This window comes from Paenibacillus sp. TSA_86.1 (assembly GCF_052691815.1).
Genome location: NZ_JBQZGE010000001.1, coordinates 218790 through 245416, shown reverse-complemented (window position 1 = coordinate 245416; position 26627 = coordinate 218790). Strand labels below are relative to the sequence as shown.

The window sequence follows — 26627 nt, the reverse complement described above, 5'->3', positions numbered from 1 at the left end:
AATATAAGCTTCACACGTCATACAGGCCGCTTTGCTGGTGCAGGCGGTATTTTTACATATCCATTCGAACTTGAAGGAGGAATAGTCTATGTTACCTGCAACATCTGAACATCAGCAGGGGGAGATTCGCTATCGCCGCGTAACAGCCATCTGGAAAGGAAGTCTCTGCTTCCTGTTCCTCGTCTTATGTGTGTTGCTACTATGGGTCATCGTTGCGGGACAGACCGAGAGTGTGGAAAAAATCTATTATCCTATGGCCGCCGTACTCGGCATGTGGATGGTAGGGCCGTTTTTCTTTATGTTTTGGACCCGATCCATTCAGCGCGTGGCGATGCTTGTCTCATGGGACAATCAATCCCTTCACGCAGGAAAACGAGATATTCCGTGGAATCAGATTCGTAAGATTGAGCTTGCCACCCCTGCCCGAAGCAAATGGCAACTGTCTGCCTCTCCCATGTATGTTTTGTTTCTGAAAGACGGCACACGAGTTCATATCCATACCGATCATCTGTTTGGCAAAAAAGAGTTACAATCCTCTTTGTCCATTCTCCAAAAGTCTCTACAGGAACATCAAGAGCTTGACCCGGACTGAGCTTGTGTCATGATATAGGGTAATCATTTGGAATCATGTTGTTGGGGCGGGATGCTGAATCAGGTCTAAATGTATCTAACTTGCAGAAAAGGTTACAAAACTAGCCTGAGATTAATGCCTTTTCTGCGTTTCTCCCAGCCTGCCGTATACCTTAAGCTTGAGAGAAGCCTATCCTCTTAGTAACGCGACTTCTCCACTCCAATAGAGAGGTTTACTCTATAATTACCTAGAGGCAGCAAAGCCTCCAGCAGTTCACCAAGCTGCTCTGTTGTTCCTGTCTGCACCTGCATCAGGTAACAGCCCTCTCCGCTTACCCGGTGGACTTCAACGATGTCCTCCCGGGCTGCCACAAATGTACGAAAGGCGGCATGTCTGTCGCCAGAGTTCAGAAATACCGTGACAAATGCCTGCAGGCCAAGGCCCAGGCGGTCGGGGTTCCATTTTACCGTATACCCTTCAATGACTCCCAGATCCTGCAGCTTACGAATTCTCGCCCCAACCGCTTGTCCTGTAAGATGCACTTCCTCTCCGATCTCCTTGTTCGAACGCTTGGCATCCCGAATCAAAATCTGCAAAATGCGTATATCCGTGGCGTCTATCGTTTCGTTCATGCGTGTTCAGCATTCCTTTCACCTTGAAAATAATCGAGCCGAATTTCATTCAGCGTGTTATGTACGACGTGAATCGGGTTGTATAACATATAGGATAATACTAAGAGAGAACGTAGAGGAGTGCAAATGATATGAAACTTCAATTGATTCGTCATGCCACACTGTGGCTGGAATACGGCGGTTTGAACATTCTGGTTGATCCGATGCTGATGGATGCCGAGAGCATGCCTGCTTTTCAGAATACACCGAATGAATTACGTAACCCCAGAGTCGATCTTCCCGAAACCGAAACGGATGTTCTGCATCCTGATCTGTTGATTGTTACGCATGTACATGCCGACCACTGGGATGAAGCTGCCGCGAGCCAGCTGCGCAAGGATATCCCGTTGTTGTGTCAGCCAGGGGACGAGCCGGTCTTCATCAAAGCCGGATTCACGGACGTGACGCCTGTTGATGTGAAGCATGAGCATCATTCCGTACGCTTTGCTCGCACTTCGGGTCAGCACGGTACAGGTGAGATTGGAAAACGTATGGGGAATGTGTCCGGCTTTGTGCTTGAAGCGGATGGAGAACCTGTCACCTACATTGCCGGAGATACGATCTGGTGTGAGGAGCCTGCTGCGGCCATTGAGCAATATAAACCAGAGGTCATTGTTGTAAATGCTGGAGGCGCTCGCTTCTTACAGGGTGATCCCATCACCATGGACGGGCCGGACGTGGCTGCTGTGAGACGTGCTGCGCATTCAGCTCACCTCATCGCTGTGCACATGGATGCCATCAACCACTGCATGACAACACGCGCTGACCTTGCCGCCCATCTGGCATCCGAACAGTTAGAAGGCGAAGTGCTTATTCCGCAGGATGGCGAAAGCTTTGAGTTTTGAAGAGCGAGTGCGAGCGGATGTAGTGTATCGCGTTAAGTAACGTTTCTTAGTAGGGTAAGATGCGAGGGCAAGAAACTATCAATCGAAGTACTGTACTGAGGATAGACACGGCAAACATCAGTAACAGCGCCGTGAGCGGGAACTCGGAGCAATATACAAGATTAGGTCAGCAGGACGCAGCAAGGGAACAAGTTACACACGACGGGAAAGTAACATACTCTGGCTGATGCCACACTTAGTGATCGCCACCTTATGCAGGGGTAGAAGGAATACGTTTTTAAGAGCGTAAGCCTAGGTAGGAGTGGCAAACTATACAGCCGTAGGTACGATAATAGTAGACTGCAGTAGTCGGCGTCAATGAATTATGGTCGGGCTACTCGGCATTACTCTAACGATCACAGGAGATGCTATTTGAGCTGTTTTCGCCATTCTGAAATTCTAACGATCACAGCGGAGGCTATTTATGCGAAATTCCCACTTTCCCCTTAGATTTGACCCCTTTTTACCGAAATAGCGTCTCTCAGGATCGTTAGATTTAAAATGTGACGTAAAGTGCCTAAATAAGCTTTCCTGTGATCGTTAGCGCAGTTGGACAGCTCAATGGGACTCTAATGCGTGGGATTACTCTTAACGCGTGGGATTAAAAAAACGGGATGCGAATATTCGCATCTCGTTTTTTTATACTTTGGCCCTTATCATACCCCAGCCTTATCATACCTCAGCCTTATCCCACTTCGACCTTATCGTTCACACACTCAGTACATTGAAGTGTACTCAGCTCAATTCAATCCCTTTGCTAATCTTGTTACTGAACCTTCAAACGAATCACGTTCCAGGATGCTTTCGCCAGACTGGCGGTGATGAGTGTATCGGATACGGATGCACCCCCGCGATTGTGTGGAACAACATTATTAGGCTGTGCAACGGTATTAACCGCTTTAAGATCATCCGCCTCCAGAACGATATGCTCGATCAGGCTGCATTTGCCAAAGCTGCGCAAATCCACTTCAAGCGGCAATGACTCTTGCAAGTGACGGTTAACCGCGAATACGGTCACTTCACCCTGTTCCTCATTATGCACCGCTATGGCTTCCAAATAAGGAACATCCGTAATTTCTTTCGTGTCATATTTCGGTGATTGAATCAAAGGTACAAGTGCCGTGCCACGGCCAAATACAGACGCATGCATAAATGGATAGAAGATCGTCTGTCTCCATGATCCTCCGCCCGTATCGGTCATAATCGGAGCAATGACGTTGACGAGTTGAGCCAGACTTGCCATTTTGACCCGATCCGCATGTTTGAGCATACTGATCAGCATACAGCCTACCAGCAGTGCATCTTCGTGATTATAGATGTCCTCCAGCTGTGGCGGAGCAATCTGCCACGGGTCCATTTTGGAGTCATTTTCATGGGAGTGATACCACACGTTCCACTCATCAAAGGACAGATACATCGTCTTTTTGCTGCGTTTCTTCGCTTTGATATAATCACAAGTTGCTTTCACTGTATCGATGAAACGATCCATCTCCAGTGAGCGTGCCAGGAACGTTGGCGTATCATTCTCCGGATTACCGTAATACTGGTGCAGGGACAGATACTCTACATGATCGTACGTATGATCCAGAACCGTTGCTTCCCAGTCCGGGAACGACGGCATACCCAGATGAGAGCTTCCGCAAGCGACCAGTTCAATCGTTGGATCTGTCCATTTCATGACTTTAGCTGCCTCCACGGCTGTACGTCCGTATTCTTCTGCAGTCTTGTGACCAATCTGCCAAGGCCCATCCATTTCGTTGCCCAGACACCATGTTTTGATGCCGTGCGGCTGCTTGTATCCATGTTTGATGCGAAGATCACTGTAATACGAACCTTCCGGATGGTTGCTGTACTCCACGATATTACGAGCTGCATCCGCCCCGCGTGTTCCCAGGTTAACCGCCATCATCACTTCGGAGTTCGCTTGCTTAGCCCAATCCACGAATTCGTTAAAACCAAATTCATTCGTTTCAACTGTTCTCCACGCCAGATCCAGTCTACGTTTGCGCTCAGAGACAGGCCCAACACTGTCCTCCCAATTGTAACCGGATACAAAGTTACCGCCAGGGTAACGCACAATCGGTACTTGCAGCTCCTTCACCATCTCCAGTACATCTGTACGGAACCCTTGCTCATTGGCTGAAGCATGCCCTGGCTCATAAATTCCGCCATATACAGCCCGTCCCAGATGCTCAATAAATGATCCATACAAACGCTTATCCACTTCACCGATCGTAAAATCTTTATCTACCGTCATTTTCGCCTTTTCCATGAATGATCTCATCTCCCTAAGATTAATATAAAAATTAATTGATATTCTATGGATCAACGTTCATATTTATATTAAAATCGATAACAACACATATTTCAACCCGAAATTCGAAAAATGTTATTCTTTTCACTGAATTTATGTTTAACTTAATTCTATATATGAAAATTGGAGGAACACCTGTGATTAGAGCAAATACCGATGCCGAATGGCTTCCCTTATATGAAGCACTTGCAAGCGAGGTTCGTCTGCAGATTATCCGGCTTGTCGCCGAAACACCGATGAATGTGAAAGACCTTGCAGCTTCGCTCGGCCTGAGCAGTGCGATCGTCACCATGCATGTCCGCAAGCTTCAAGATGTAGGCATTATTCAATCCAAAATGGTTCGCAAGGACGGCGGTACGCATAAAATGAACAGTTTGGCTGTAGACTGGATTGGCATCTCCATGCCTCAAGAAACAGGGATATCCCGCAAGTTTCACGAGGTTTCCATCCCTGTTGGGCACTACACGCATTTTGACGTATATCCTACTTGCGGTTTAGCCACGTCGGACCATGTCATTGGGCAGTATGACGATCCCCGTTATTTCCTGGATCCAGATCGGATGCATGCTCATATTTTGTGGATGGGACGTGGATTTGTCGAGTATAAAATCCCAAACTATATGTTGACCGGACAACAGATTGACGCCATTGAGTTGTCACTCGAGATCGGATCAGAAGCCCCTTCCGTTAATCCAAACTGGCCTTCTGACATTACGTTCACTCTAAACGGTATTCGTTTGGGCGAATGGACTAGCCCGGGTGACTCCGGTAATGGACGCGGCATATTCACGCCTGACTGGTGGAGTGATATCGTTAATCAGTATGGCATGCTTAAAGTGTTACGCATAACCCATGAAGGCACGTTTATCGATGGGCAGCATCTGTCGAGCATCACCCTTGCTGACATTCCGGTAGAACGTAATCAGTGGACGTTGCGCCTTTCTGTAGAGGAAGACGCCAGGCATGTAGGCGGGATGACGCTGTATGGTGAGGGGTTTGGCAACTACGACCAAGACATTTTATTCCGATTGTTCTACCACGATGGAATAGCAGCAGTATAAAAAAACATAAAAACACCTTTCATTCGCTCTTACTCATGGCAAATGAAAGGTGTTTTTATATGTTCACTATATTCAGCTGATTTTCGTTTGGCTGTTATACCTATGCTTACAATGCACTGCCGCCAAACAGGAAGCGATTTTCCCAATGTTTTCCGGCAATATCGCTAATCGTCACGCCGCCGCCAGCGTTGGAGTATGTATGCAATATTTTACCATCACCCATATAAATACCGGTATGTGTAATCGTCGCACGCGATTTATTTATGCCATTGTAGGCTGATGCAGAGGTACCTTTATACGACATAAAGTACATCAGATCACCACGTTTCAAGTTTTTCCAATTCGTTGTGACTGTGCCTTTTCCCTTCACATAATCTCCTTGTTGACGCGAGTCAGCCGGGAGTGTAATGCCCAGTCCATTGAGAAAAGCTCGCCGTACAAAGCTGGAACAATCAAAGGTTGCTGTACTGTCACGATCCGATCCAAATTTATAAGGAGTCCCCATGAACTTCATGCCAGCAGCGATGACCTTCTCTACTGCTGCACTTCCTTTTTCTGTAGAACCTTGGTTGGAACCATTGCTGTTAGAACCGTTAGTCGTGCCCGTGTTGCCTGTTGCCGGTCTTCCATTTAGTGCTTGTGTGTATTTGGATGAAGACGATATGTAGCCTGTCCGATTAGCGGAATCTTTAATTTGATACCAATACGAGCCGGATTGCTGAAGCACGGTTAACGTTTCACCTTTGGAAAGCATACGAATAACCTTGCCAGATGATGTTGGTGAGGTTCGAAGGTTTACCCCCCTGATGACTTCTACTTGGGATTGATCTGACGCTGCTGCGGATACCTGTCCTGTGAGCGCTGCCGTTGTTAGACTTCCCATCAGCATAGCTGCTGTTACACTTGCCGTAACAATGGTATTCTTCCAGTTCATGATGTCGTGTCCCTCCGGATATTACAGAATTTTAACCAAGAACACATCTTCCTGGCTCGCCTTATTGTAAACGGGCAATCCATAACGTTCATCAGCCCAAAGTCCTGCAAGGGTTTAGACAAGCTTGAGCACTAAGAATCAGGGAAAACGTTCTTACACTGGAAAAATAGAGCATACTCCCCACGGAATTAAAGGTTAAATTATTGTAACCAATTGATATACTTCGTTTTCCACGTTTTGGTCAGACAGACCTCGGTCTCTTCGCATATGCAACCTATGCACTAGATTTTAATAATTATTTTTATGTAAATTGGAAAACATTACTACGTTTCATTCCACTCCAATCTGGAATACCTCATTCACAAATGAGAATTAATGGATTAAAAAACAAGAAAACACCGGGGATTTCTCCCCGGCGTTTCAATGGTAATATACATCAACAGCACGTTTGAATGATAGATCGGACGTTTTGTTCCCGGCCCCAATTCCTGAAACCAGCCCTTATCATTCATTCTTCGCTTGCCGATTGGATTATGGCTCCATTCCCCATACCTTCACGCCATCCTGATACGCAGTCACTTTAGTCGATGCCCCAAATGCTGTTTGGGTGGCGTTGAAGGAGTAATCATTCGATTGATCAAAATTCGTCCAGTTGTTTTTGGAAGCACGTGTCTGAATGATTCCTGTCTCAGCACCTGCCGCGAGGCTACCTGCTCCAGCAGTAAAGCTGATCTCCAGATACGTATCCGCCGTACCTTTTGCCGGCTGTACAGCTACAAAATTCCCCTGCACATTAGCACTGCCAACCTGTGCATAATCACACCAGAAGCTCATATCAGCGGCACTGTCTTTCGTAAAGTAATAACGAAGCTTCACTTTGCTCAGATCGATAGCCGTTGTTCCTGTATTCTTCACATTGAATTGCGGTGTAAGAGAATTGCCTGAAACCCCCGATCCTCCATTGCGATACTGCACTTCGATTGTTCCGGTTGAAATCGGAGCAGCCATCGGTGTCAATACAATCGCATTGGAGTTCGTCTGTCCATCGGCATTGATGGCAACCACTCTGTAATTATAAGCCGTTCCATTCACTGCTGTTGCATCCGTATACGTCATAGCCGTCAAACCTGTAGCAAGATTGGCATAAGCTCCTGTGCCCGTCGAGCGCTGGACAGTATAGGTTGCCGCTCCAGTTGAAGCCGTCCAGTTCAACACAGCTTTTGCATCTCCGGCTGTTCCACTCAGGGTGAAGGCTCCTGGTACAACTACTCCCGCTTGCGGTGTTGCCGTAACCTGTGCAGATGGTGCTGACTCGCCAGCACTGTTTACAGCACTAATGACGTAGTAATACGCTTTCCCGTTCGTCAATCCGGTATCTGTGAAGGTAGCACCGCTAACGCCAGTCGCTACAGAAGTATATGGGCCACCATTCACTTCCGCGCGTTTCACCGTGTAAGAGGCTGCTCTCGCCGCAGCAGTCCAGCTCAGAACAACTTGTTTGTCACCGCCGGCAGCCGTTACACCTGCTGGAACCGCAGGTGCCTCGACTCCTGGCGTTTCGCTGTCACCCAGGAGACGATCGAACTCTCCATAAGCGGTAGCCATATCAACTTGTGACCAGAAACGGTGATACGTAAATTTAGGTGCACCATTCTCCCACTGCTTCGTGGTTGGGTTGTAAGATGTTTTGTACTTGTTATCCAGATAAGCCCAAGCCGGATCTTGCTTGATCGCTGGACGCAGATCGGAGTACCCGATGTACACGCCGTTTCCGCCTTTTGCCGGATCGGAAGGTACGCCTGCAGTACCCGGGATTGTATTCCCTTGACCGAAGGTACCCGACCAGTTTGCCGGAAGATAAATCTCTTTCGAGAAGTAACGGAAGTAATCTTTACGCTCCTCTTCTGTCACGATACCTACACCATCATTGTAATCCCAAGCTGTATCAAGCAATGTCTGAGCCAAGTCTTTAGCTTCCTGACCTTTCACACTCAGCGTACCATTCTCTGCCTCAGTCCCAGCAGCAAAGAACGTCAACGCCTTGATATAACTTCCCAATACCCCGGTATCCTGCACCGGATCTTTGGTCACCGCATGGAAGTTTGGATTATTCGTATACGCGCTGAATCCATTCCATTTATCCGGCTGTCCATTCCATTCCTGACCACCTGGAATCCAGAATTCACCTGGAGCCGAAGTTGTCGCTACCTGAACATTTTTTCCACCGAGAATACGCTGTCCAGCTGCATTTAAATAGTAGCCTTGAGCATCCGTTACAGGGCGCTCACCAGCAAATACATAATCTTTCGTCCAGTCAACCCATTTCGTAATGACCTGTTTGGCCATTTTGAAATTCTCAGAAGTCAGATCACCGCTCTCCGCGAGAATATAATACATCTCCGCTACACGCTCCAGCGGCCATGCCTGGAATCCAAACCATGTGTTGGAGTCCGGGTCACGGTACACTGGTGCTTCCTGGTAGGCCATGTCATAGAATGTGCTGACACCTGCCGGATAAGCCGAGTATGAACCACCAATGCTGTTGGTTGCTCCACCGGCAACAGCTCCTTCATGGGACTGTAGCCAAGTGTAGAACTCGAGCTGACGTTTCAACGTAGCATTCCAGTCGGCTTTGGCTGTAGGTGATTCTGGAATCAAGCCGCCTGCCGGATCAGACAAGGCATATGCTGCAACCGGGTTTTGATAGGCCTGGTGGGTATGGCTCGCTCCAATACGCCATGCCCAGTCCCCGCCTTGACCCAAACCACCGCCCCATGACGTGTACCAAGCCATGAGATACATGTTGGAATCTTTGCCTGTACCCGGTGTTGGTGTACCATTCTTCGCACTTCCGACCTTCTGGAAGTACTTGTCGTACATACCGTACCGCAGATAGTCACCCATCTTCTTGGCTTTATCCAGATATTCGGTATTGTTATACCCCATCTCCTTGGCCCAATACAGAACCTGAACCGCGCGTGCATCCGCATCCGTTGCGTTGGTATAACGCCACTGTGCTGATGGTGCCTGATTTTCCTTCGTAAACAGACTCATGAAACCTTCGCCTGCTTTACCAAATGATTTATCATCCTGGGATGGATGAGGAACGGCCTCCCACACAGACTCCTGCTCTCCACGCTGGAATGTATTCACATACGTTGTCGTGTGGGAAGGATTCAGCAGGTTTCCGTATCCATACCAGTCATCCACGTCAATAAGCCAGTGCATCAGATACGTCTGATTATTGCCATAGGTTGCCTTAAGTTCGGCATCCAGCGGGTCTTTCCCTGCCGCATATTGACCATTGAGGTTAGACGGGTACTGGTCAGGGAATGGCTTTTCCGCTGCATACGTTGCAGGACTGTTTGGATTATAGAAACTCATGGTCGGCTGTTCTTCCTTGCCATCCCCTTCATTGACCGGAATAATGTACTTCTCCATACTGTCCCAGGCCGCTTCAAGTTTGGACCAATCTCCCGTGTAGTGGCCGTACATCGTCTCTAGCCATAACCAGTAACTGTACGCCTCCGATGTAGACATATGCCCATAATCCGGGGCTTCACTCAGCAGTGTTTCAATGGAGTGATACGGAATGCCTTCCGGAGAAAAGTATCCGTTCGCCGGATCTTTCAATTGCCCGTATAGTTGTAAAAAGCGTGCTTCATTCACGCCATCGGCCTGAATCTCAATCGCCTGATCGGCAGCATGCGCTGCCTGAGGGCCTTCCCAGAGTCCCGTGTATCCCGTCAGCATGACGGTTCCCGCCAGCATGGCAGTTAAACTCTTTTTTGCAGCTGTTTTCAACATGAATATATTACCTCCCTGGAATAGTAGAAATTCAATATTAATGCTGCTGGTCTGCCCATGCTGATGTTTGTCTTGTAAACCTTGAGATGGTTGCCTTCCTGAATTTCAACCTTGCCGTTCACTTTACGGCTCCAGACCCCATACTTGAGTGCTGCCTTGATAGGCTGTCACTTTGTTCCAAGCGGCAAAAGCAGTCTTGGAAGCATCATAAGAGTAGTCGTTGCTTTGATCCAAATTGCTCCAGTTGTTTTTGGAAAAACGTCCCTGAATCACTCCCGTCTCCGCTCCGGCAGCCAGACTGCCCGCTCCAGAGGTAAAACTGATCTCTAAATACGTATCAGCCATTCCTTTTGCCGGATTCACGGTCACGAACTTGCCCTGCACATTGGCTGTACCCACCACAGCATAATCACACCAGAAGGTCAGATCCTCCGTGCCGTCTTTCGTAAAGTAATACCTAATTTTCACCGTACTAAGGTCGATCGCCTGTGTGCCCGTGTTCTTCACGTTAAACTGAGGAGTTGCCGCATTGCTGGAATTTCCGGTTCCTCCGTTTCGATACTGCACTTCAAGCGTACCTGTGGAAACAGGTGGACCTGAAGGTGTCAGCGCGACCACGTTAGATAACGTCTGCCCGCTTGCATTCACAGCAACCACTCGGTAACTGTAAGAAGTTCCATTAAGCGCTGTCGTGTCCGTGTAAGCCAACACCGTCAAGCCAGTAGCTACATCCGCGAACGCACCACTAGCAACAGCCCGCTGTACCTTATAGCTCGCAGCCCCTGATGCCGCTGTCCATGACAGCACATTTTGGTTATTACCAGCTGTTCCACTTACCGTTAGCGCACCTGGTACGTTCGAAGCTGCTTGTGGTGCACCGGCTACCTGCATAGAAGCTGCGGATTCCCCGGCTGCATTGACAGCGGTCAGCACGTAATAATACGTTTGGCCATTCGTCAATCCCGTGTTGGTGTAAGTTAACCCGGTGACACCTGTTGCGACTGTTGTGTAAGGGCCTCCGCTAACTCCCGCACGTTTCACGGTATACGATACAGCCCCTGCAGAAGCAGCCCAGTTCAACGTGACCTGATTATTGCCCGGTGAAGCTTGCACACCCGCAGGTACAGCTGGGATGGTCACCGGTGTAACACCCGGCTCCTGTCCATATACCTTCACTCCAGCGTCATATACGGGAATGTGTACACTTTTTACCGGAGTGCCTGTCGCCAGATTCTGGTAGGAAGGATCGTTAGCCGCATTCCATGCACCTTGCGGTCCTGTAATCCGGAACTGAACCTCTTTGCGGTAATTACCCTCCCCGCCTGGATAGATTTTGGTATTACTGAAGTTTGCCGTAATCGCATAGATCCGTTTGGCGGCATCCACGACGACAGGTTGAGATACGGTTGCACCCTCAGAAGAAGATACCGTAACCTGCACATCCGATACGGTGCGTCCCGCAGCATACACCTCGCTCAAATCCAGGAAATATTTGAAGGAAAGCTGATCTCCCATCCGCGCAGGCCAGCCTGAACGGTTGTTAAGTAATGCACGAATTTCCGTAAAATTGGAGCCTGATGACCGAATAGCAGCTTCTACAAAGTACTCGTCACCTTTCACTTCAGGAGCAGGAAAATTCGCAAGAGGTTGATGATTCTGTCCATACAACAGATTCATCTTGGCAAGTGCGCCCGTGAAGCCCGCGTTATAATCGGTCGCCACCTCATTACTCACATAATCCGAGATGTCATCCGTATATTGATCCGACGCATTCGGTCCTCCCACCATGGCACCGTACAAAATATGACGGTGATTCGCCGGAATATCTTCGTTATTCATCCATGAACTATGTGCTGTACGATGATGCGGATGCTGTGGAGGATTTTTTCCATATCCGACAACGTAACTGCTCTGACGAGGATTATCCCCTAAGATGTAATTCATCTGTGAGGTAGCAAAATTCTGATATCTGGATTTTTTCACCGGGTCACTGACCCAATCCGAGTACACAAATGCAATGAATGCTGCATTCGCTGTATATCGGAGTGATCCCCACTGATCCAACCAGGCAAGACCACCTGGAGTGTAAGTTACACGCCCTCCATTTGTACCTACCGTCCAGTAATCCAAATTTCGCTCTGTCGATTGAATGAATTTGGTTGCCTCAGGCATATTCAGACTGGATGTAATCCGGGCAAGCAGAATCTGGGCACCGTAATGTTTACTATCCCAGCCCTGTGTCCAGGTATAAGGCCAGTTCGCTGAACCGCCGCTCGTAGACCACCGGTCTGCAGCTGCAAGCGCTTTGGACAAGTAAGCGTTATCATTAGTGGCTAAATAAAGCCACGCTCCGCCCCATGCAAGCTCATCTTCATATCCTGTCCACGAGTTATAAAATGCTGCAGCATCGGTAATACAATCGGTGTATTTTCCCCGATATGTATCTGCAAAGTTGTACAGTTCTTTCGCATGCTGAAGCATTTTTGCCGAATATGCCGGGTCATCATCTGCAAATACGATGGAAGAAGCAGCCAGTGCAGCAGCCGTTTCAGCCGCAAGATCACTTCCCGGACAGGAAGCATCGATCTTGAACGAAGGCCGGTTCATCTGCATCACCTCTGCTGGTCCCCACCAGGCATGATCGATGTTTCCCCCTCCGACTTGTCCCCATAATTCATTTGGCTTCGTATGCGCTTTCATAAAATAGTCGGTTGCCCACCGAATATTGTCCTTAATTTCCTCCAATTGTCCAGCTTGCTCATAGCCATCGCTATATTCGACCACTGACCAGGCTAACATCGTTGCTGACGCCGCCATCGGAAAACCAAATTTCACATGATCTCCGGCATCATACCATCCCCCGGTCAGATCGACGCCGACATCAGCCCCATCTTGCATTCCCGAGTCACCGCGCCATTCAACTCGATTATTGGCAGGTAACGGGCCTGAGCGCTGTGCCTCATAGAAGTAAATAGCCTTCTGAAGTGCTTCAGCGTAGTTATGATCTCCAGCGGCCGCATCCGCCTGACGTAATCCTGTATTCATAGAAAAGCTCCCCGCGAGAAGTCCTGCCGATAACGTTACCATCGCAATGCGTCTCCACCAGCGCCCTTTCATAAATCCTGTTCATCTCCTTTTCTCGAAAGTTCCAGATGAATGCTTCTTCATTTTCTGAGTGACCTCGCTCCTCTCTATGGTGGTAACTCGATGTAATTTCCACCATTAATTACCATTATAGTCGTTTGTTTGACTTGAAATATCAACATTGGTGACTTCTGAAATAACATTGTTGTGACCTGATCAGCGTGATATGACAAAAAAGCTGTTTCTTCCCCGGATATTCACGGGAGAAACAGCCTCTTCGTCCTCTATTTTTGAAATCTATACTTTGAATTTGCCCACTTGTCCTTGCAATTCCTCCGCCATTTTGGATAACAAACCTGCAGAGGAAGCAATCTCTTCCATCGATGCCAGTTGCTCTTGTGTTGCAGCAGATACGTTGTGAACAGCACCGGAAGCCTCGCCAGCAATATTGGAGATTTGATTCACATAACTTACAACTTCATTCGTACTAGCAGACATCTCCTCGGAGCCTGCGGATACTTCTTCGATCTCTCCGGCTACCTTGTTGGCAGCGGCCGAAATCTGTTCGAATGCTTGTCCAGCTGCAGCAACCAGCTCAATGCCGGCTTCTGTTTCATTGCTGTTTACTTTTACAGCCTGTACAGCCTGATCGGTATCCTGCTGAATCAGTTGCACGATCTGTGTGATCTGCTGAGCTGAAGCTGAGGATTCTTCTGCCAGTTTGCGCACCTCTCCCGCAACCACGGCAAAACCTCTGCCATGCTCGCCTGCACGTGCAGCTTCAATTGCAGCGTTCAGGGCCAGCAAATTGGTTTGCCGGGCAATGTTATTGATTACTTCAGTGATCGTGCCAATCTCGGCAGAACGTTCTCCGAGTCCTGTAACCAGTTCTCTTAAGGATGCAATAGAGTTGCGAACCGACCCCATCTGATCCACCGCTTGCTGAATAATCTTGTTGCCTTCCGACGACTGATTCGCCGCGTCCACAGCGGATACGGATACGCTTTGAGCCAGTTCGGCAATCTGTTCGGAGCCTAATGCCATCTCATTCATCGCCTGTGAAGAACGCTTCACGATATCCACCTGATTTGTTGTCCCTACAGCCAATTCTTCCACCGTTTCGGTAATTTGCTCCGAAGCTTTAGCGTTTTGCTCTGCACTCGCGAGAAGTTCTTCCGATGAAGCTGCAACTTGCTCCGATGTTTCCGATACGGATTGAATCATCGAACGCAGATTTTGACTCATTGTATTGAAGGAGGTTGCCAAGACACCCAGCTCATCTCTGTTCTTCAATGTAATTTCCTCACCCGTCAGATCACCGTCAGCAATCGCTGCTGCAGCTTCACTCATCTTTTTAACCGGACGAGAGATCATACTCGCGATAAATAGCGCAATGAATAAAGATAGGAGCGTTGCAACGATAGCTACACCTAGAATGATTCTAAAAGCATTCTCAGCCAGCTTGACAGATCCGGCAGCAATTTCTTTCGCACTGCTATTCCCAAGATTGATCAACTGAGTAATCAGATCATTGGCTGTATACCACATTGGATAGGCTGCTGTATGTAGCATGCTGGCCGTAGTATAATCATTTTTGAGACCATAGTCGATAAACTCCGGCATTTTTTGCAAATAAGAATCATAATTGGTAGAAAACTGTTCGTACAGCGGCTCTGCTTGAGGATCACCCTTAATGAAGTTAAGCAGCTGTTTACGCTCATCTTCAATCTTGGCAAGCAACATTTTCAACGCTTCGTTCAGTTTCTCCGTCTCACTTGGATTCTGTTCCACAATGATACCTAGTGCCAGTCTTTCGACATCCGACACATCACCATTCATGATTCCGAGCAAACTTATACTTGGCATAGCACTCTGATCGATCTGTCTTGATTTATCAGCCATTGTAAAAACTTGTGTCAACGTGTACACGCTAACAAAGATTAGTAAAGCCAAAACAATCGAAAAACCAGCCAGTAACTTGCCGCGAATCGTAAATTTCATTTTTTCCAATGCGTTTCCCCGCACTTTCCCCATCTTCCCACTCCTCCAACTTGGCCCAATAAACTAGTACATCTGTATAATATATCGACATATATGTTCCCCTAGTGAATATATCTCATCTACATTTCAAAAAATTTCATTTAACAGCGAAATAAGAATATCAAAAATAAGGATTCCCTCACTGAAATCATTCCACAGATATTTACTATTATGATAGATGTTGAAATTTCTTTTTTTTCTATAACGAGAGTAAAAACCTTTCCGGACTAACAATTTGTAAAACAATAGCGTATTTTTACGTATTTTCGGAGTTAAAGAGGACATTTTGCTTTCTTTTTGTTAAACTAGTTTGGGTATCTATCAGTTTATACATAGAAAGGTGAAGATTATGCTTAAAAAATGGTTATGGGGGACAGCCCTGACCTTGGCACTTGCTATAACAGGAGTCATTGTCTACTACGGATATTCGATCGTTCATTTTGCCAATAGCATCTCGACTGCTTCCAGTGCCTCGTCCACTTCGAGCAGTGATTTAAACAACACACCAAACTCCGACACCCCCTCAGTAGTCATTCCGAAGTGGGACGGTCAGGAAAGAGTCAATATTTTGCTGCTTGGAGGTGACTCCAGAGGGGATGACGCGGGGCGTTCAGACTCGGTGATGGTGGCATCCATTGATCCCGTTTCCAAAAAAGCTCATCTGTTTTCCGTGCTTCGTGACACTTATGTGGATATTCCAGGTCATGGCAAAAGCCGTCTTAATGCCGCCTACTCCTTCGGGGGAGCCGAATTAACCAAAGAGACGGTCAGCAACCTGCTCGGTATACCGATTCAACATTATGTCTACACCGACTTTACAGGCTTCATGGCTCTCGTTGATGCGCTGGATGGTATTGATATTGATGTGGAAAAAGATATGTACTACACGAGTAAAGCCGATAAACATATGTATGATATTGATTTGAAAAAAGGGCTGCAGCATATGGATGGCAAGACCGCCCTCCAGTATGTACGTTTCCGGCATGATGCGACCTCCGACTTCACACGTACACAGCGTCAGCGCATCTTTATGACCGAACTTGCCAAGAAAATGCAGAGCACCACTTCGCTCTTTAAAATTCCTGATATGCTGGAAGCCATTGCCCCTTATATCAAAACAGATCTGAGTCCAACCCAAATGTTGAAGCTCGCTTCACTTGGTTTTGATATTCGTGTGAACGAAATCGATCAGCAGCAGATTCCGCCGAATAAATTACTGACGAACGAACGAGCCGGAGCTGCTCAGGTATTAGGCGTAAATGTGCCCAAGCTTCAAGCTTATATTCAAAAGTTATTCAAAGAAGATAACGCGACTTCCGATCGCTCAGCATCTGGTGAATCCAGCCAGTGACTATCATATTATATTTAGCAAAGGGATGGCTTAGGCCGTCCTTTTTTAGTTCCTTTTTCCGTTAATTAATGTAGCGTTAATGTTTGGAGGGTAGTGTTATATGATGACCCTGGCTACCTAAGGGAGGAATGGTAATGAAAAAACCGAAAATAGCCGAATGGACCGTGCTTCGCGGGTTAGCATTTCTGGCCATCGTAATGCAGCATAACATTGCTGAATACATCTATCGGCCGGACATTGAGCAACCTGACTCTGTCATGCTGACCATGATTTATCATTTGACCAGGTTTGGTACACCCACCTTTGTATTTTTATCAGGGGTGATGTTATTCTACCACCATCGCCATTCAAAACCGGATTATCCCCGCTTTATCGGAAAGCGGTTTGGTGATATCTATATGCCTTTCTTCATATGGACGCTCATCTACTGGTTAGCTGTGCGTGTATTTACTCCTGCGTTCTGGACTTCCGGCATGCCGGATCTTAGAAGCTTTATGGATGAACTGTTCATGCCCCAGACGGGATATCACCTCTGGTTTGTGCTGATGGTATTCCAGTTTTATATTCTGTTTCCGTTGTTTCTCGCGGCGGCTCACGCTGTTCGTAAACGGATAGAGAAGCTCAAGCGCTTGACTCAGAAGCAAGTCATGTTAGCGGTCATAGTCGTTGCAGCCATACTCTATATCGGGCTCATGAAATGGTCATATTACGATATGTATAGCTGGACACAAGTGTTGTCAGAGCCATGGTCAAGCCTGCTGGAATACCGGTCATACTCGTGGGTTATGTATTGGTTTTACTTTTTGCTTGGGGCGGTATGCGCCTGGACGGTGGAGAACTGGAGGAACTGGACGGTGAAGGCCCTACCTTGCACCATTGCCGTTTTTATTATGATGTATATCTGGATGGGATACGATGTGCTGCGCGGGTCGGAAGATACAATGAATCTGAATATTTCAACTTATCTAAAACCAAGTACGTTCATCAGTATTATGGCCCAGATGATCATGTTCTACGGCTTCCTTGTTCTGCTGAATGGCAAAAACCTGTGGTTTCAGCGTCTGCTCGCCTGGATTGGGCGCTATTCCTTCGGCGGTTATCTGGTTCATGCCCTGGTGATTTATGCCATCGCATATGTTACCAGACCGTTACAGCTTAGCGGGTGGCATCTGCCTGTAACGATCATCTCATTTGCTGTCACTGTAATCGCTGCTCTTGGCATTAGCTGGGCACTATCCAAGCTGCCAGGCTCTCGATTCACGGTTGGATTGGCACGCAGGAAGGCTCTGTCATCTACTTCTTTTAGCAACAAAGTAGTAAGTAACGGAAAACGGACACAGAATCAAAGCTCGCCCCTCCGTTCGGCTTCCAAAAGCCGGAGCTTAGAGACGAACCGATTAAGATAAAACCAGCATTTGTGCTGATTTTACAATATGACACCAAGGCACTGAGATCCTTAAACTCTCAGTATTGAACTATAACTACAGACAAATAGCGTCCTCTCTGCGGAGGACGCTATTGATCATTTGTGGATACAGTACGTTGATCATCTCACTTCGGTTGAGGCGGATCGCCCGGGCACAAGCCCCGGATGAACTGAACCGGAAGGAGCTTTCCGCTTTTGATGAACAAACTTTTGCAGATCACCTGTTAGTTGTTCTTTTAACTGGTTCACGAGCTGTGTTTCACTGATGCCCTTTGTTTGGGCAATCTCAGCCAAAGACTTGCCTGCATGCAGCTGTTCTTGTAATTGTTCAGGGGTAATGCCGATATACTTCGCAATGGCCCCTTTATCTACCATTGAATGTTTCCCATGGTGTGCAAACTCACGGCGTAATTCGGTAAGCGGTGTGTTCACAACCTTTTTCAGCTTCACATCCATATTGGCTTTGGCTGCCGCAGCTTGTTCCTTGGTGAGACAGCCATCTTGCACGGCTTTATCCAAACGCTCTGACAGCGTAGGTTTTAGTTTTTGCAGTAACTGTTCTTCACTGAGTCCTTTCCGTTCCTTGGCAATCTGAGTCAAGGTCTTGCCAAGCTCCATCTCCTGCTTCAAATCACGGAGTCCAATCCCGAGCAAATCAGCGGTTTCACCAATCATAAACAGACCATGACCTGCCTGTATACAAGGTTTGTTATTTCCTCCCACTGATTCGGTCTGATTCACATCTTTTGGCTCCGCAGGAACAACCGGACCAGCTAAAGCGGTTTGGCTCGGCGCAATGGTGATAATGGCAACTGCTGCTCCGGCTACCAGCCATGATTTCCAATTCATCCTCATTATTTATCCGCCTCTCTTGTGTCGATATCCTCTGCTTCTCTAGTTTGGACCCAAATTACAACTTTTTATGCTATAAAATCCAAAGTGTCATCAAATTTCTCACAAATGATCACAAAAAAGCCTATTTTTTTCAATATACTTGAGCTATACTGTATGTAACTTCTTGATCTTACTGCATATTCCAACATTTAATGCAGGAGGGACGTTTTCATATCATGCAGCGTGAATGGCTAGATCCGTATATGCTTGACGTGAAGGCGGTGTTTGAATCCGTTGAAGAACGGCTTCGGCAATACCCTGACTCACTGGCAGGGCATGCGCTTGAACAACTCCGTTTGCTCCACCCCGTCAGGAGAAATTCGGGACACAGCTACATCGGTTACATCACTCCGTTATGGATGCAACATACGGATGGACTCCTACCGGATCAAGCTCACCAGCTTAGCGTAGCTTGTCTGTTACACATGATGTATTTTCTCAATCTGGATGATGTTATGGATGAGCCGACTGACGACGCAGTGTTGAAGTTAACTTTGGGAAACCTCTGTTATGTGGATGCCCTGCGAGTCTATAGCGCATTATTTGAATCCTCTTCCGACTTCTGGAACCATTTCAGACAGGTTCTCCAGGACTGGGCAGTAAGCGTGAATGGCGAATTACACGCGGATTATTTTCAGCAAAACCCGCTACTCATCGCTCAGAAAGCTTCACCATCACAATTAGGAGTCATCGGTGCTCTGCTGTTACTGGAGCAAGGTGATCGAATCGCTTCGGTCTGTGATGCGCTGAATATCGTTCTTACGACTCTTCAGATGACGGATGACTTCACAGACACGAAACAAGATGCTGAACACGGGAACTACAACAGCTACCTCTCTCACATATCCGCAGCACTCCAGCAAGAATATCCAACTCATCCACTTCACGAATCCACACATCACAATGTATTCAACTCCACATTCATGAACAGTTATGCAGATATTGCACAATATTTCCACAGCACCCTTACATCTTCTAACTCAGGATTACCACAATTCATCTCACTTAATGGTTATCTGTACAACACACTGGTACAAGCTGTTCATGGCATGTTACAACACAAAAAAAGACTTTACCGAGGCGGGTTTCACTACTGGATCAGGGAATCACAGCTTGAAACAACCGACAAGAGAGAAACTGATTCGGTTTAATCTAAATGATGAAGGGAATGTTGACGATGATGGTGTCAGAGAAAACGTTGCATGAGGATATTATTGAGAAGGCTTGGACAGACGAACACTTCAGACAACAGCTTCACTCCAATCCCAAACAGGCACTTCGCGAGGCATTCGGTATTATAATTCCTGATCATGTCAAGATCCGCACGGTCGAGGAACAGCAGAATGATTATGTTCTTGTCATTCCACCTAACCCTTCCAAGGTCAATTATGACGTTAACTGCGGACCGTGGAGAGAGTTTTAAACTGGGCAAAATAAAAAATCAGGGGTAGAACATGAAGCTGAATATCCTTCCCGAGTCCGTCATTTAATGAACTCGGGAAAAGATACAACCGCTTCTGTTCCTACCCCTTTTGTGCTTGTAAAATTGATCTGTCCATTCATCGCTTCCACGATTCGAAAGGTAACCATCATGCCAAGACCAGTGCCTTTGATTTTATTAGAGAAATACGGTTCTCCCAATCGCGATAGTGCTTCCTCGCTCATTCCTTCCCCGTTGTCTCTGACATGAACCTTGACATTGCCATCCTGCGAATAAGCCCAAATATCAATCTGCCCCTGTCCTTGCAATGCCTCAATACTATTTTTGATAATATTGATAAAAGCCTGCTTAAACTTCGAAGAATTGCCTCGAATATGAAGGTTTGGCGGAATATCCGTGATAATTTTTCCACCTTCCAGATTAGCCATCGGTACAAGTATACCTTCGATGTGATCAAATTCATCCGAAATATTCAGTGAAATAATATGATCAAATTCAGGTTTTGCAAAGGTCAGAAAATCCGTAATAATGCCAGAAGCCCGGTCGAGTTCTTCCAAGGCAATGCGCACATATCCTTTATTCTTGTTATCCTCCTGCTCTGTCATAAGCTGAAGGAATCCTCTCGTCACCTGAAGCGGGTTACGCACCTCATGAGCAACTGAAGCGGCAAGCTCACTGATGATCTCCATTTTCTCGGATCGCTGCAATTCATTGTTGAACAGCTCCAGTTCCTTGGAGTACTCCAGTACTTTGTTATGCTTTTCCGCAAAACGGCTGCCAAGAATAGCAATCAGTGAGATAACAAATGCAACCATAGACCATTTCCACCATAAAAGGTGATACGCCCCATTGCGCTGATAATACCAAAGAAGTTCGAGGACACTGATTAGCGAGAATGTACCGAAACCAGCCGCTAACAGAATCGCTTCACCGTTACGCTGCAGTGCTCTGGCTATCGTGCCAGCCAGCAGAATCGTCAGTAGAATAACCAATATAATGCCTACGACACGCTGTACAAGCAAACTGTACAATAGATCCCATTGCCCACCGGATACAACGTATACAAACAATGAAAACACAGCAACAATGGAATAGGCCCATTGAACTTTCCTCAATTTGGTGAATATTCCGTGTACACCGGGACCGATAATTTGTTCAAAGAAATAACACAGTGCCGGCATCCCAAGCAGCATAGCCAGATCAAACAGAATAGAATACAAGTCACCATACACTTGATAGAAGGTGTATAAGAATTGAGAGTAAGTGATCACCATTGTGCCAATGGAACCCATCACGACACATAGTGATATCCATAATCCTTTATGAAACTGACCCAGGAAAAATGTGCAACTCAGCATAATTAACGAGGTAAATACAAAAGTTGAACCCAAAATGATATCAAGTAACCCATTATGGATATACTTCTCCTGCAGCTTGGCGTATGGTCCGACCTCGACATCCCCTTGAATGCCCAGAAATCCTCTCTCATTTTGTGCCCAAACATACAGTGTTTTCCCCGAGTTTTCAGCAGATAACGGTAAAAAAACGGCATTATTGTCGTAATTATAATGGTAATTCTCGTATACTTTCCGATCTTCAAGATAGATCACAATATGAGTACCTTTAATATTTTCGAAACGAATCGCTGAACTTCCATCCTGCAAATAGGGAATAGTCAAACGTGACCACAAGGAACCGGAGGGTTCTTTAGTCATATCCACAATCTGTTCGGCACTCCGTTTCTCCCATATCTCGTCTACGCCCATAACCTCACTAATAAAGCCCTGATCTCCAGCGTTCCCCCATTTTACTTCCCATCCTGAAATGGATACAGGTTGTTGAATCTTTTCTGGTGCGGCAAGTACCAGTCCATGCGGCATACACAGAATCATCCATACCGTCATCCACAAGACGATGATAGCTTTGGGCACATTTCTCATTCACAGCACCTCAAAGTTTTTATTTTCTCTTCCTGATAGCTCCTCATATATCATTCGCCACCGTTGATCATGTCACCTTCTTATACGAAATCAAAATTCACATATCAGTGTATTTATAGTTTTTTTTCCATTTTATTGTTATATATAACCCATTAATCTCGTAAGTCCTCATACTGATTCTCAATCATCTCACGTTCCTTCTGTTCCACCTTCGTCCGAAACTCAAGCCACTGCTCCGTCTCTTCATCATCGTAAACCGTCCATATGTCAGAGAACAAAAAATCACGTAACTGAACGACCTGTCCGGACCATATACCACCAACCCAGAACAATCCATCCGGACGTCGAATAACGGTACGAGAAAATCCGGGTGTGGACGCTTTCTGTCCGATTCGAATACGTGTAATCATATTACCCAGTGTGAACCAGTCCACGCGAATCCCTCCTTATGTACTCAAGCTTTATCATAACATAGAGAAAACAAGAAAAGCTGTAAAAACGGATGGCGCGATTCAATCCTGTGGATCATGTGTAATGGTTTCTCAAAGCAAACACTCACTAACAAGGAGATGATTACCATGAATGAGCCTCATCGTACGGTAGAAGTTGAACATAAGGATGTACAACACAAATCGGATTCAAGTGTGGTCGCTTCTACTTTTATTAAATATGCCGCATATATCATTATCTTTTTTGGATTTCTCTACTTCCTGGTCAAGTATGTATTCCCAAAATTTTAGCAAATTCCTGACATAACCTGCTCTATTTTCGGGGATAATATCATGCTCGGAATGACGATGAATCGATGAGATAGGTACATTAAATTCAAATCGTATGTACTATACACTTGTATATGAAAGGGAGTGCGAATCATGTCTGATAAACCAATTAACAATGTAGAAAGTGACCGTTATTATGACCGCTACCAGAGGTCCCGTGATATCCCACCTGAAACCGAAGTACCCGAGGGAGACATGGATACCTTTGATGAAGTCTCTGGACGCCGCATTGACATCGAAATGGAAGATTCGGAGCAGATGCCCGTTGCTGCATCTGCTGTAGACGAAGAAGGGTTGGAATCCCGATTGACGGAGACTCCGCTGGAATCTGTACCTGATGCAGATCTTGTGCAACCAGGCAGTCCGGTTGACCCTGCCGCACCCGATCCCGATGCCTTGCACGGTACAGATCTGCTAAACGGTGCTGGAGCTGACGCCAAACCACAACAGAATATCCTTCCGCCGCGTTAGAGCTTCTGTTTGCGTATTCTCACATGAGGAGGTGCTGACATGACCAAGAATAATCAGAAAAAACAGGACCATAAACCGGATAACCTTGTTACGGAGCGGGATATCGATCCTGATTTTGGACTCTTCATCGAAGATTCTTTCCCTGGTGCACTGGAGAATGAAGATCAGCGCGACGCGATCAAACATGCCATTCCCAAGGAACAGACTTCCGATAAATCCTCTACCAGTAAATCATGAATGTTAAAAGTGAAATGACACCCTGATGAACGGATATGTCATATATAGTTCCTTACGTTTATAGGAAACTGTGTATAGGATACTTTTGATAGGGTACTGTTTATAGGACACTATTGAAGGGACCTCTCTAGCGAGGGGTTTCTTTTTTTGCGTTCAGATCTATGGAAGTCTGTTCAAATAAAAAAGAGATGACACTGCATTTCCAGCGTCATCTCCGTTCTAAACAAAAAAAGCATTAAGCATGCATTACATCCCTGCAATTACATAGGCCTATCTCTCCGCAGGTTTACTCGCTCCAGGGAGCTTGTGCTCTAGTCTGGACCATTTCACCACAATTGCCGTAGCCAGAAGCGCAAGCCCATTAATAATAAATATCCAGCGAATCGGCAGCCAGCCACCAAGAACACCACCGATTATCGGCCCTGCCATCGTTCCAATCTGAGCAGCGGACTGATTCAGACTAAACGCCCTTCCGCGAAATGAAGGATCAGTAACCTGTACAATCATCGCATTGATTGCCGGGAACACCGCTGCGAAGAAAAGTCCGTAGACAAATCTCAGAACGCCAAATGCAACGTAACCTATAGTGAAAAATTGCAACAGATTACCCACTGCCCCGCCAATTAGTCCGATCACTAACACTTTCCCAAAACCAATTCTTGATCCGAGCTTGCCCCAGCGTGGAGCCATGATCACCGTAGCAACGCCCACCGCCGAGAAGATGATGCCTGAACTAAGAGACGCCCGGTCAGGCTGAACACCCATCTCCATGACATATACCGTTAATAACGGCTCTAGGATCATAACGGAAAAGGTGCATATCCCCATCATCCCCAGCACAGTCATGAATACCCGGTTCGCTCTGGCTTCACGGATATCATCCATGACATGTGAGCGAGCTTTGTTACGGTTAAAATTCTCTTCCTTGACCCAGAAGGTTGCAATGACCGCAGACACCAGCACAACAATCGCCGAAAAGAGAAACGCACTCCGGTTACCGTAATAATGACTGACAACTCCGCCAATCAACGGACCGATAATACCGCCCGTAGCCCCAGCAGTAGACATAATGCCCAAAGCATATCCGGTCTTCTCTTCAGGTGTGTTTGTACCTACAAGAGCAATTGCCGCAGGCACAAACCCGGCAAGCAATCCTTGAAACAGCCGAACAACAATGAGTGAATACGGGTCCTGTACAAAAAAATTAATGAGATACAAGACGGCCAGGCTATATCCTGAACGAATTAACATCGGCTTGCGCCCATATTTATCTGCTAGTGATCCCCAAAAGGGTGACACAAGTGCACTAGCAAGAAACGTAATACCAAAGGCCAGTCCTGACCAGAACTCCAGATGATTACGTACACCCAGATCGCTGCTTAGAAATAAGGGCAAGAACGGAATGGAGATCGAATATGCCGTACTGCAAAAAAAGACACCGATCCACAAAATGATCAGATTACGCTTCCACGAGAAGTTCATATACCCGCCCGTCCTTTCCGTAACTGACGCCGGGACTGCCGTGTTTGGAGCGGACGGAACAGACCCGTACGTCCCCCTGATGCGGAAGCATTTTCCTTATTTTACACCTATGCTCCCATGAAGACCATCCCCAGTTCACCGGATTAACACGGCTTGCATTGCCATTCTGTATCTGGAAACGGTATGATAGTTGAAGAATGTACCAAACTATATTTGATGTAATTCGTTATAACAACGAACCAAGGAGGAACATATTCATGTCTTTACGATGGAAAAAAACAACCGCAGTCTCGCTTATGCTTGTGATGCTGTTGATCGTGATGAGCGGTTGCGTACGCCCGGCAAGCAATGCTGAGCAAACCCCGGTTCCAGCAGCACCAGAGGGCCCTAACCCTGTAGCCACGATTGAGATGCAGGACGGGCAAAAGATCGTCATTGAACTGTATCCGGAGATTGCACCAAATACGGTGTACAATTTCATCTCACTGGCGAACAAAGGCTTTTATGACGGCCTGATCTTCCATCGCGTCATTCCGGGCTTTATGATTCAAGGCGGTGATCCTGATGGTAGAGGCACAGGCGGTCCAGGCTATGCGATCAAAGGTGAATTCACCTCGAACGGTCACAAAAACAATCTAAAGCATACTCGCGGAGTGATTTCGATGGCTCGTGGAGAGAACTTGGATTCAGCCGGTTCCCAATTCTTTATTATGCTCGCTAGTGCAGACCATCTGGACAATGCCTACGCTTCCTTTGGTAAAGTGACCGAAGGTATGGACGTAGTTGATGGAATTGCAGCGCAGGAAATCGGTGGAGGAGACAAGCCGGTTACGGACCAAGTCATGAAGAAAGTAACCGTTGATACACACGGACTGGAATATCCGGAACCCGTGAAGATTATGGAAGATAAAAAGTAAACCATTTTCGCGAAACAAACAAAAGCTCTGTCCTGTGCATCTGCGCACAGAACAGAGCTTATTTAATGATAACGTTTACATAAATAACTTGAACAAACCTCTTTTTCGCCTGCGGATAACACCTCAATGCATCCATCCCAACAATTGCAGCCATCCGATAATCGCAATCCATAGCGGCAAACTAAAGGCCATCCCCCATGCAAGCCCTCTCAACAAACTCCGGTTTGCTTCCACGAACAACGACTCCTTTCTCCAGGGAATAGTCGTAGTATCGGTACCATTATATGGTTTTATACCTGTCTTCATTCGCCGTGACATGCCCT

Annotated in this window: 21 protein-coding genes; 11 read left to right on the top strand and 10 right to left on the bottom strand. The window is 46.7% G+C overall.

All coding sequences use genetic code 11. The features are described from left to right. Positions 1–88: 88 nt before the first annotated feature. Positions 89–592 carry a hypothetical protein gene (locus ACUTVW_RS00990; protein ID WP_445644070.1) on the top strand — a complete coding sequence of 168 codons (504 nt, stop codon included), beginning with the start codon at positions 89–91 and terminating at the stop codon, positions 590–592. A 176-nt stretch (positions 593–768) separates the two neighbouring features. On the opposite strand, the gene ACUTVW_RS00985 is transcribed toward ACUTVW_RS00990, so the two are convergent. Continuing rightward, entirely contained in the window at positions 769–1203 is a 435-nt protein-coding gene (locus ACUTVW_RS00985; protein ID WP_445644069.1) for an Lrp/AsnC family transcriptional regulator, read from the bottom strand. A gap of 131 nt (positions 1204–1334) precedes the next feature. Between ACUTVW_RS00985 and ACUTVW_RS00980 the strand changes: the two genes are divergently transcribed. Then, positions 1335–2087, top strand: coding sequence for an MBL fold metallo-hydrolase (locus ACUTVW_RS00980; RefSeq protein WP_445644068.1), 753 nt, complete (start codon positions 1335–1337; stop codon positions 2085–2087). An 805-nt stretch (positions 2088–2892) separates the two neighbouring features. On the opposite strand, the gene arfA is transcribed toward ACUTVW_RS00980, so the two are convergent. After that, positions 2893–4398, bottom strand: a complete 1506-nt coding sequence (gene arfA / locus ACUTVW_RS00975) for an arabinosylfuranosidase ArfA (RefSeq protein ID WP_445644067.1) — start codon at positions 4396–4398, stop codon at positions 2893–2895. Between the two features lie 182 nt (positions 4399–4580). Here arfA and ACUTVW_RS00970 point away from each other — a divergent pair, with 182 nt between their 5' ends. Beyond that, positions 4581–5501: an ArsR/SmtB family transcription factor gene (locus tag ACUTVW_RS00970; RefSeq protein ID WP_445644948.1), complete on the top strand. Its 921-nt coding sequence runs from the start codon at positions 4581–4583 to the stop codon at positions 5499–5501. Positions 5502–5607: 106 nt separating this feature from the next. On the opposite strand, the gene ACUTVW_RS00965 is transcribed toward ACUTVW_RS00970, so the two are convergent. From ACUTVW_RS00965 to ACUTVW_RS00950, 4 genes are all read right to left on the bottom strand, one after another. After that, positions 5608–6435 (bottom strand): C40 family peptidase, encoded by an 828-nt coding sequence (locus ACUTVW_RS00965; RefSeq protein ID WP_445644066.1) that lies wholly within the window; start codon positions 6433–6435, stop codon positions 5608–5610. Between the two features lie 531 nt (positions 6436–6966). Next, positions 6967–10242, bottom strand: coding sequence for a glycoside hydrolase family 48 protein (locus ACUTVW_RS00960; RefSeq protein ID WP_445644065.1), 3276 nt, complete (start codon positions 10240–10242; stop codon positions 6967–6969). A 123-nt stretch (positions 10243–10365) separates the two neighbouring features. Next, positions 10366–13287, bottom strand: a complete 2922-nt coding sequence (locus tag ACUTVW_RS00955) for a glycoside hydrolase family 9 protein (RefSeq protein WP_445644947.1) — start codon at positions 13285–13287, stop codon at positions 10366–10368. Positions 13288–13623: 336 nt separating this feature from the next. Next, entirely contained in the window at positions 13624–15327 is a 1704-nt protein-coding gene (locus ACUTVW_RS00950; protein ID WP_445644946.1) for a methyl-accepting chemotaxis protein, read from the bottom strand. Between the two features lie 388 nt (positions 15328–15715). On the opposite strand from ACUTVW_RS00950, the gene ACUTVW_RS00945 reads away from it, so the two are divergent. Continuing rightward, positions 15716–16717, top strand: a complete 1002-nt coding sequence (locus ACUTVW_RS00945) for an LCP family protein (protein ID WP_445644064.1) — start codon at positions 15716–15718, stop codon at positions 16715–16717. A 134-nt stretch (positions 16718–16851) separates the two neighbouring features. Then, positions 16852–18123, top strand: coding sequence for an acyltransferase (locus ACUTVW_RS00940; RefSeq protein ID WP_445644063.1), 1272 nt, complete (start codon positions 16852–16854; stop codon positions 18121–18123). 140 nt (positions 18124–18263) lie between these two features. Here the strand turns inward: ACUTVW_RS00940 and ACUTVW_RS00935 are convergent, their stop codons facing one another. Beyond that, entirely contained in the window at positions 18264–18992 is a 729-nt protein-coding gene (locus tag ACUTVW_RS00935; protein WP_445644062.1) for a hypothetical protein, read from the bottom strand. A gap of 221 nt (positions 18993–19213) precedes the next feature. Here ACUTVW_RS00935 and ACUTVW_RS00930 point away from each other — a divergent pair, with 221 nt between their 5' ends. Then, complete coding sequence (locus ACUTVW_RS00930) at positions 19214–20188, top strand: hypothetical protein (protein ID WP_445644061.1); 975 nt, start codon at positions 19214–19216, stop codon at positions 20186–20188. 26 nt (positions 20189–20214) lie between these two features. Continuing rightward, complete coding sequence (locus ACUTVW_RS00925; RefSeq protein WP_445644060.1) at positions 20215–20460, top strand: NHLP leader peptide family RiPP precursor; 246 nt, start codon at positions 20215–20217, stop codon at positions 20458–20460. A gap of 59 nt (positions 20461–20519) precedes the next feature. Here ACUTVW_RS00925 and ACUTVW_RS00920 read toward each other — a convergent pair whose 3' ends face one another. Both ACUTVW_RS00920 and ACUTVW_RS00915 read right to left on the bottom strand, forming a co-directional pair. Next, positions 20520–22418, bottom strand: coding sequence for an ATP-binding protein (locus ACUTVW_RS00920; protein ID WP_445644059.1), 1899 nt, complete (start codon positions 22416–22418; stop codon positions 20520–20522). 152 nt (positions 22419–22570) lie between these two features. Then, positions 22571–22852, bottom strand: a complete 282-nt coding sequence (locus ACUTVW_RS00915; RefSeq protein WP_445644058.1) for a hypothetical protein — start codon at positions 22850–22852, stop codon at positions 22571–22573. Between the two features lie 144 nt (positions 22853–22996). Here ACUTVW_RS00915 and ACUTVW_RS00910 point away from each other — a divergent pair, with 144 nt between their 5' ends. From ACUTVW_RS00910 to ACUTVW_RS00900, 3 genes are all read left to right on the top strand, one after another. Continuing rightward, positions 22997–23158 carry a hypothetical protein gene (locus ACUTVW_RS00910; RefSeq protein WP_192895060.1) on the top strand — a complete coding sequence of 54 codons (162 nt, stop codon included), beginning with the start codon at positions 22997–22999 and terminating at the stop codon, positions 23156–23158. A 132-nt stretch (positions 23159–23290) separates the two neighbouring features. Next, complete coding sequence (locus ACUTVW_RS00905; protein WP_445644057.1) at positions 23291–23668, top strand: hypothetical protein; 378 nt, start codon at positions 23291–23293, stop codon at positions 23666–23668. A 39-nt stretch (positions 23669–23707) separates the two neighbouring features. Then, on the top strand, positions 23708–23905 hold the full coding sequence (locus ACUTVW_RS00900) for a hypothetical protein (protein WP_445644056.1): 198 nt from the start codon (positions 23708–23710) through the stop codon (positions 23903–23905). A 270-nt stretch (positions 23906–24175) separates the two neighbouring features. Here ACUTVW_RS00900 and ACUTVW_RS00895 read toward each other — a convergent pair whose 3' ends face one another. After that, positions 24176–25387 (bottom strand): MFS transporter, encoded by a 1212-nt coding sequence (locus ACUTVW_RS00895; protein ID WP_445644055.1) that lies wholly within the window; start codon positions 25385–25387, stop codon positions 24176–24178. Between the two features lie 257 nt (positions 25388–25644). Here ACUTVW_RS00895 and ACUTVW_RS00890 point away from each other — a divergent pair, with 257 nt between their 5' ends. Continuing rightward, positions 25645–26304 carry a peptidylprolyl isomerase gene (locus tag ACUTVW_RS00890; RefSeq protein WP_445644054.1) on the top strand — a complete coding sequence of 220 codons (660 nt, stop codon included), beginning with the start codon at positions 25645–25647 and terminating at the stop codon, positions 26302–26304. The last annotated feature ends 323 nt before the right edge of the window (positions 26305–26627 follow it).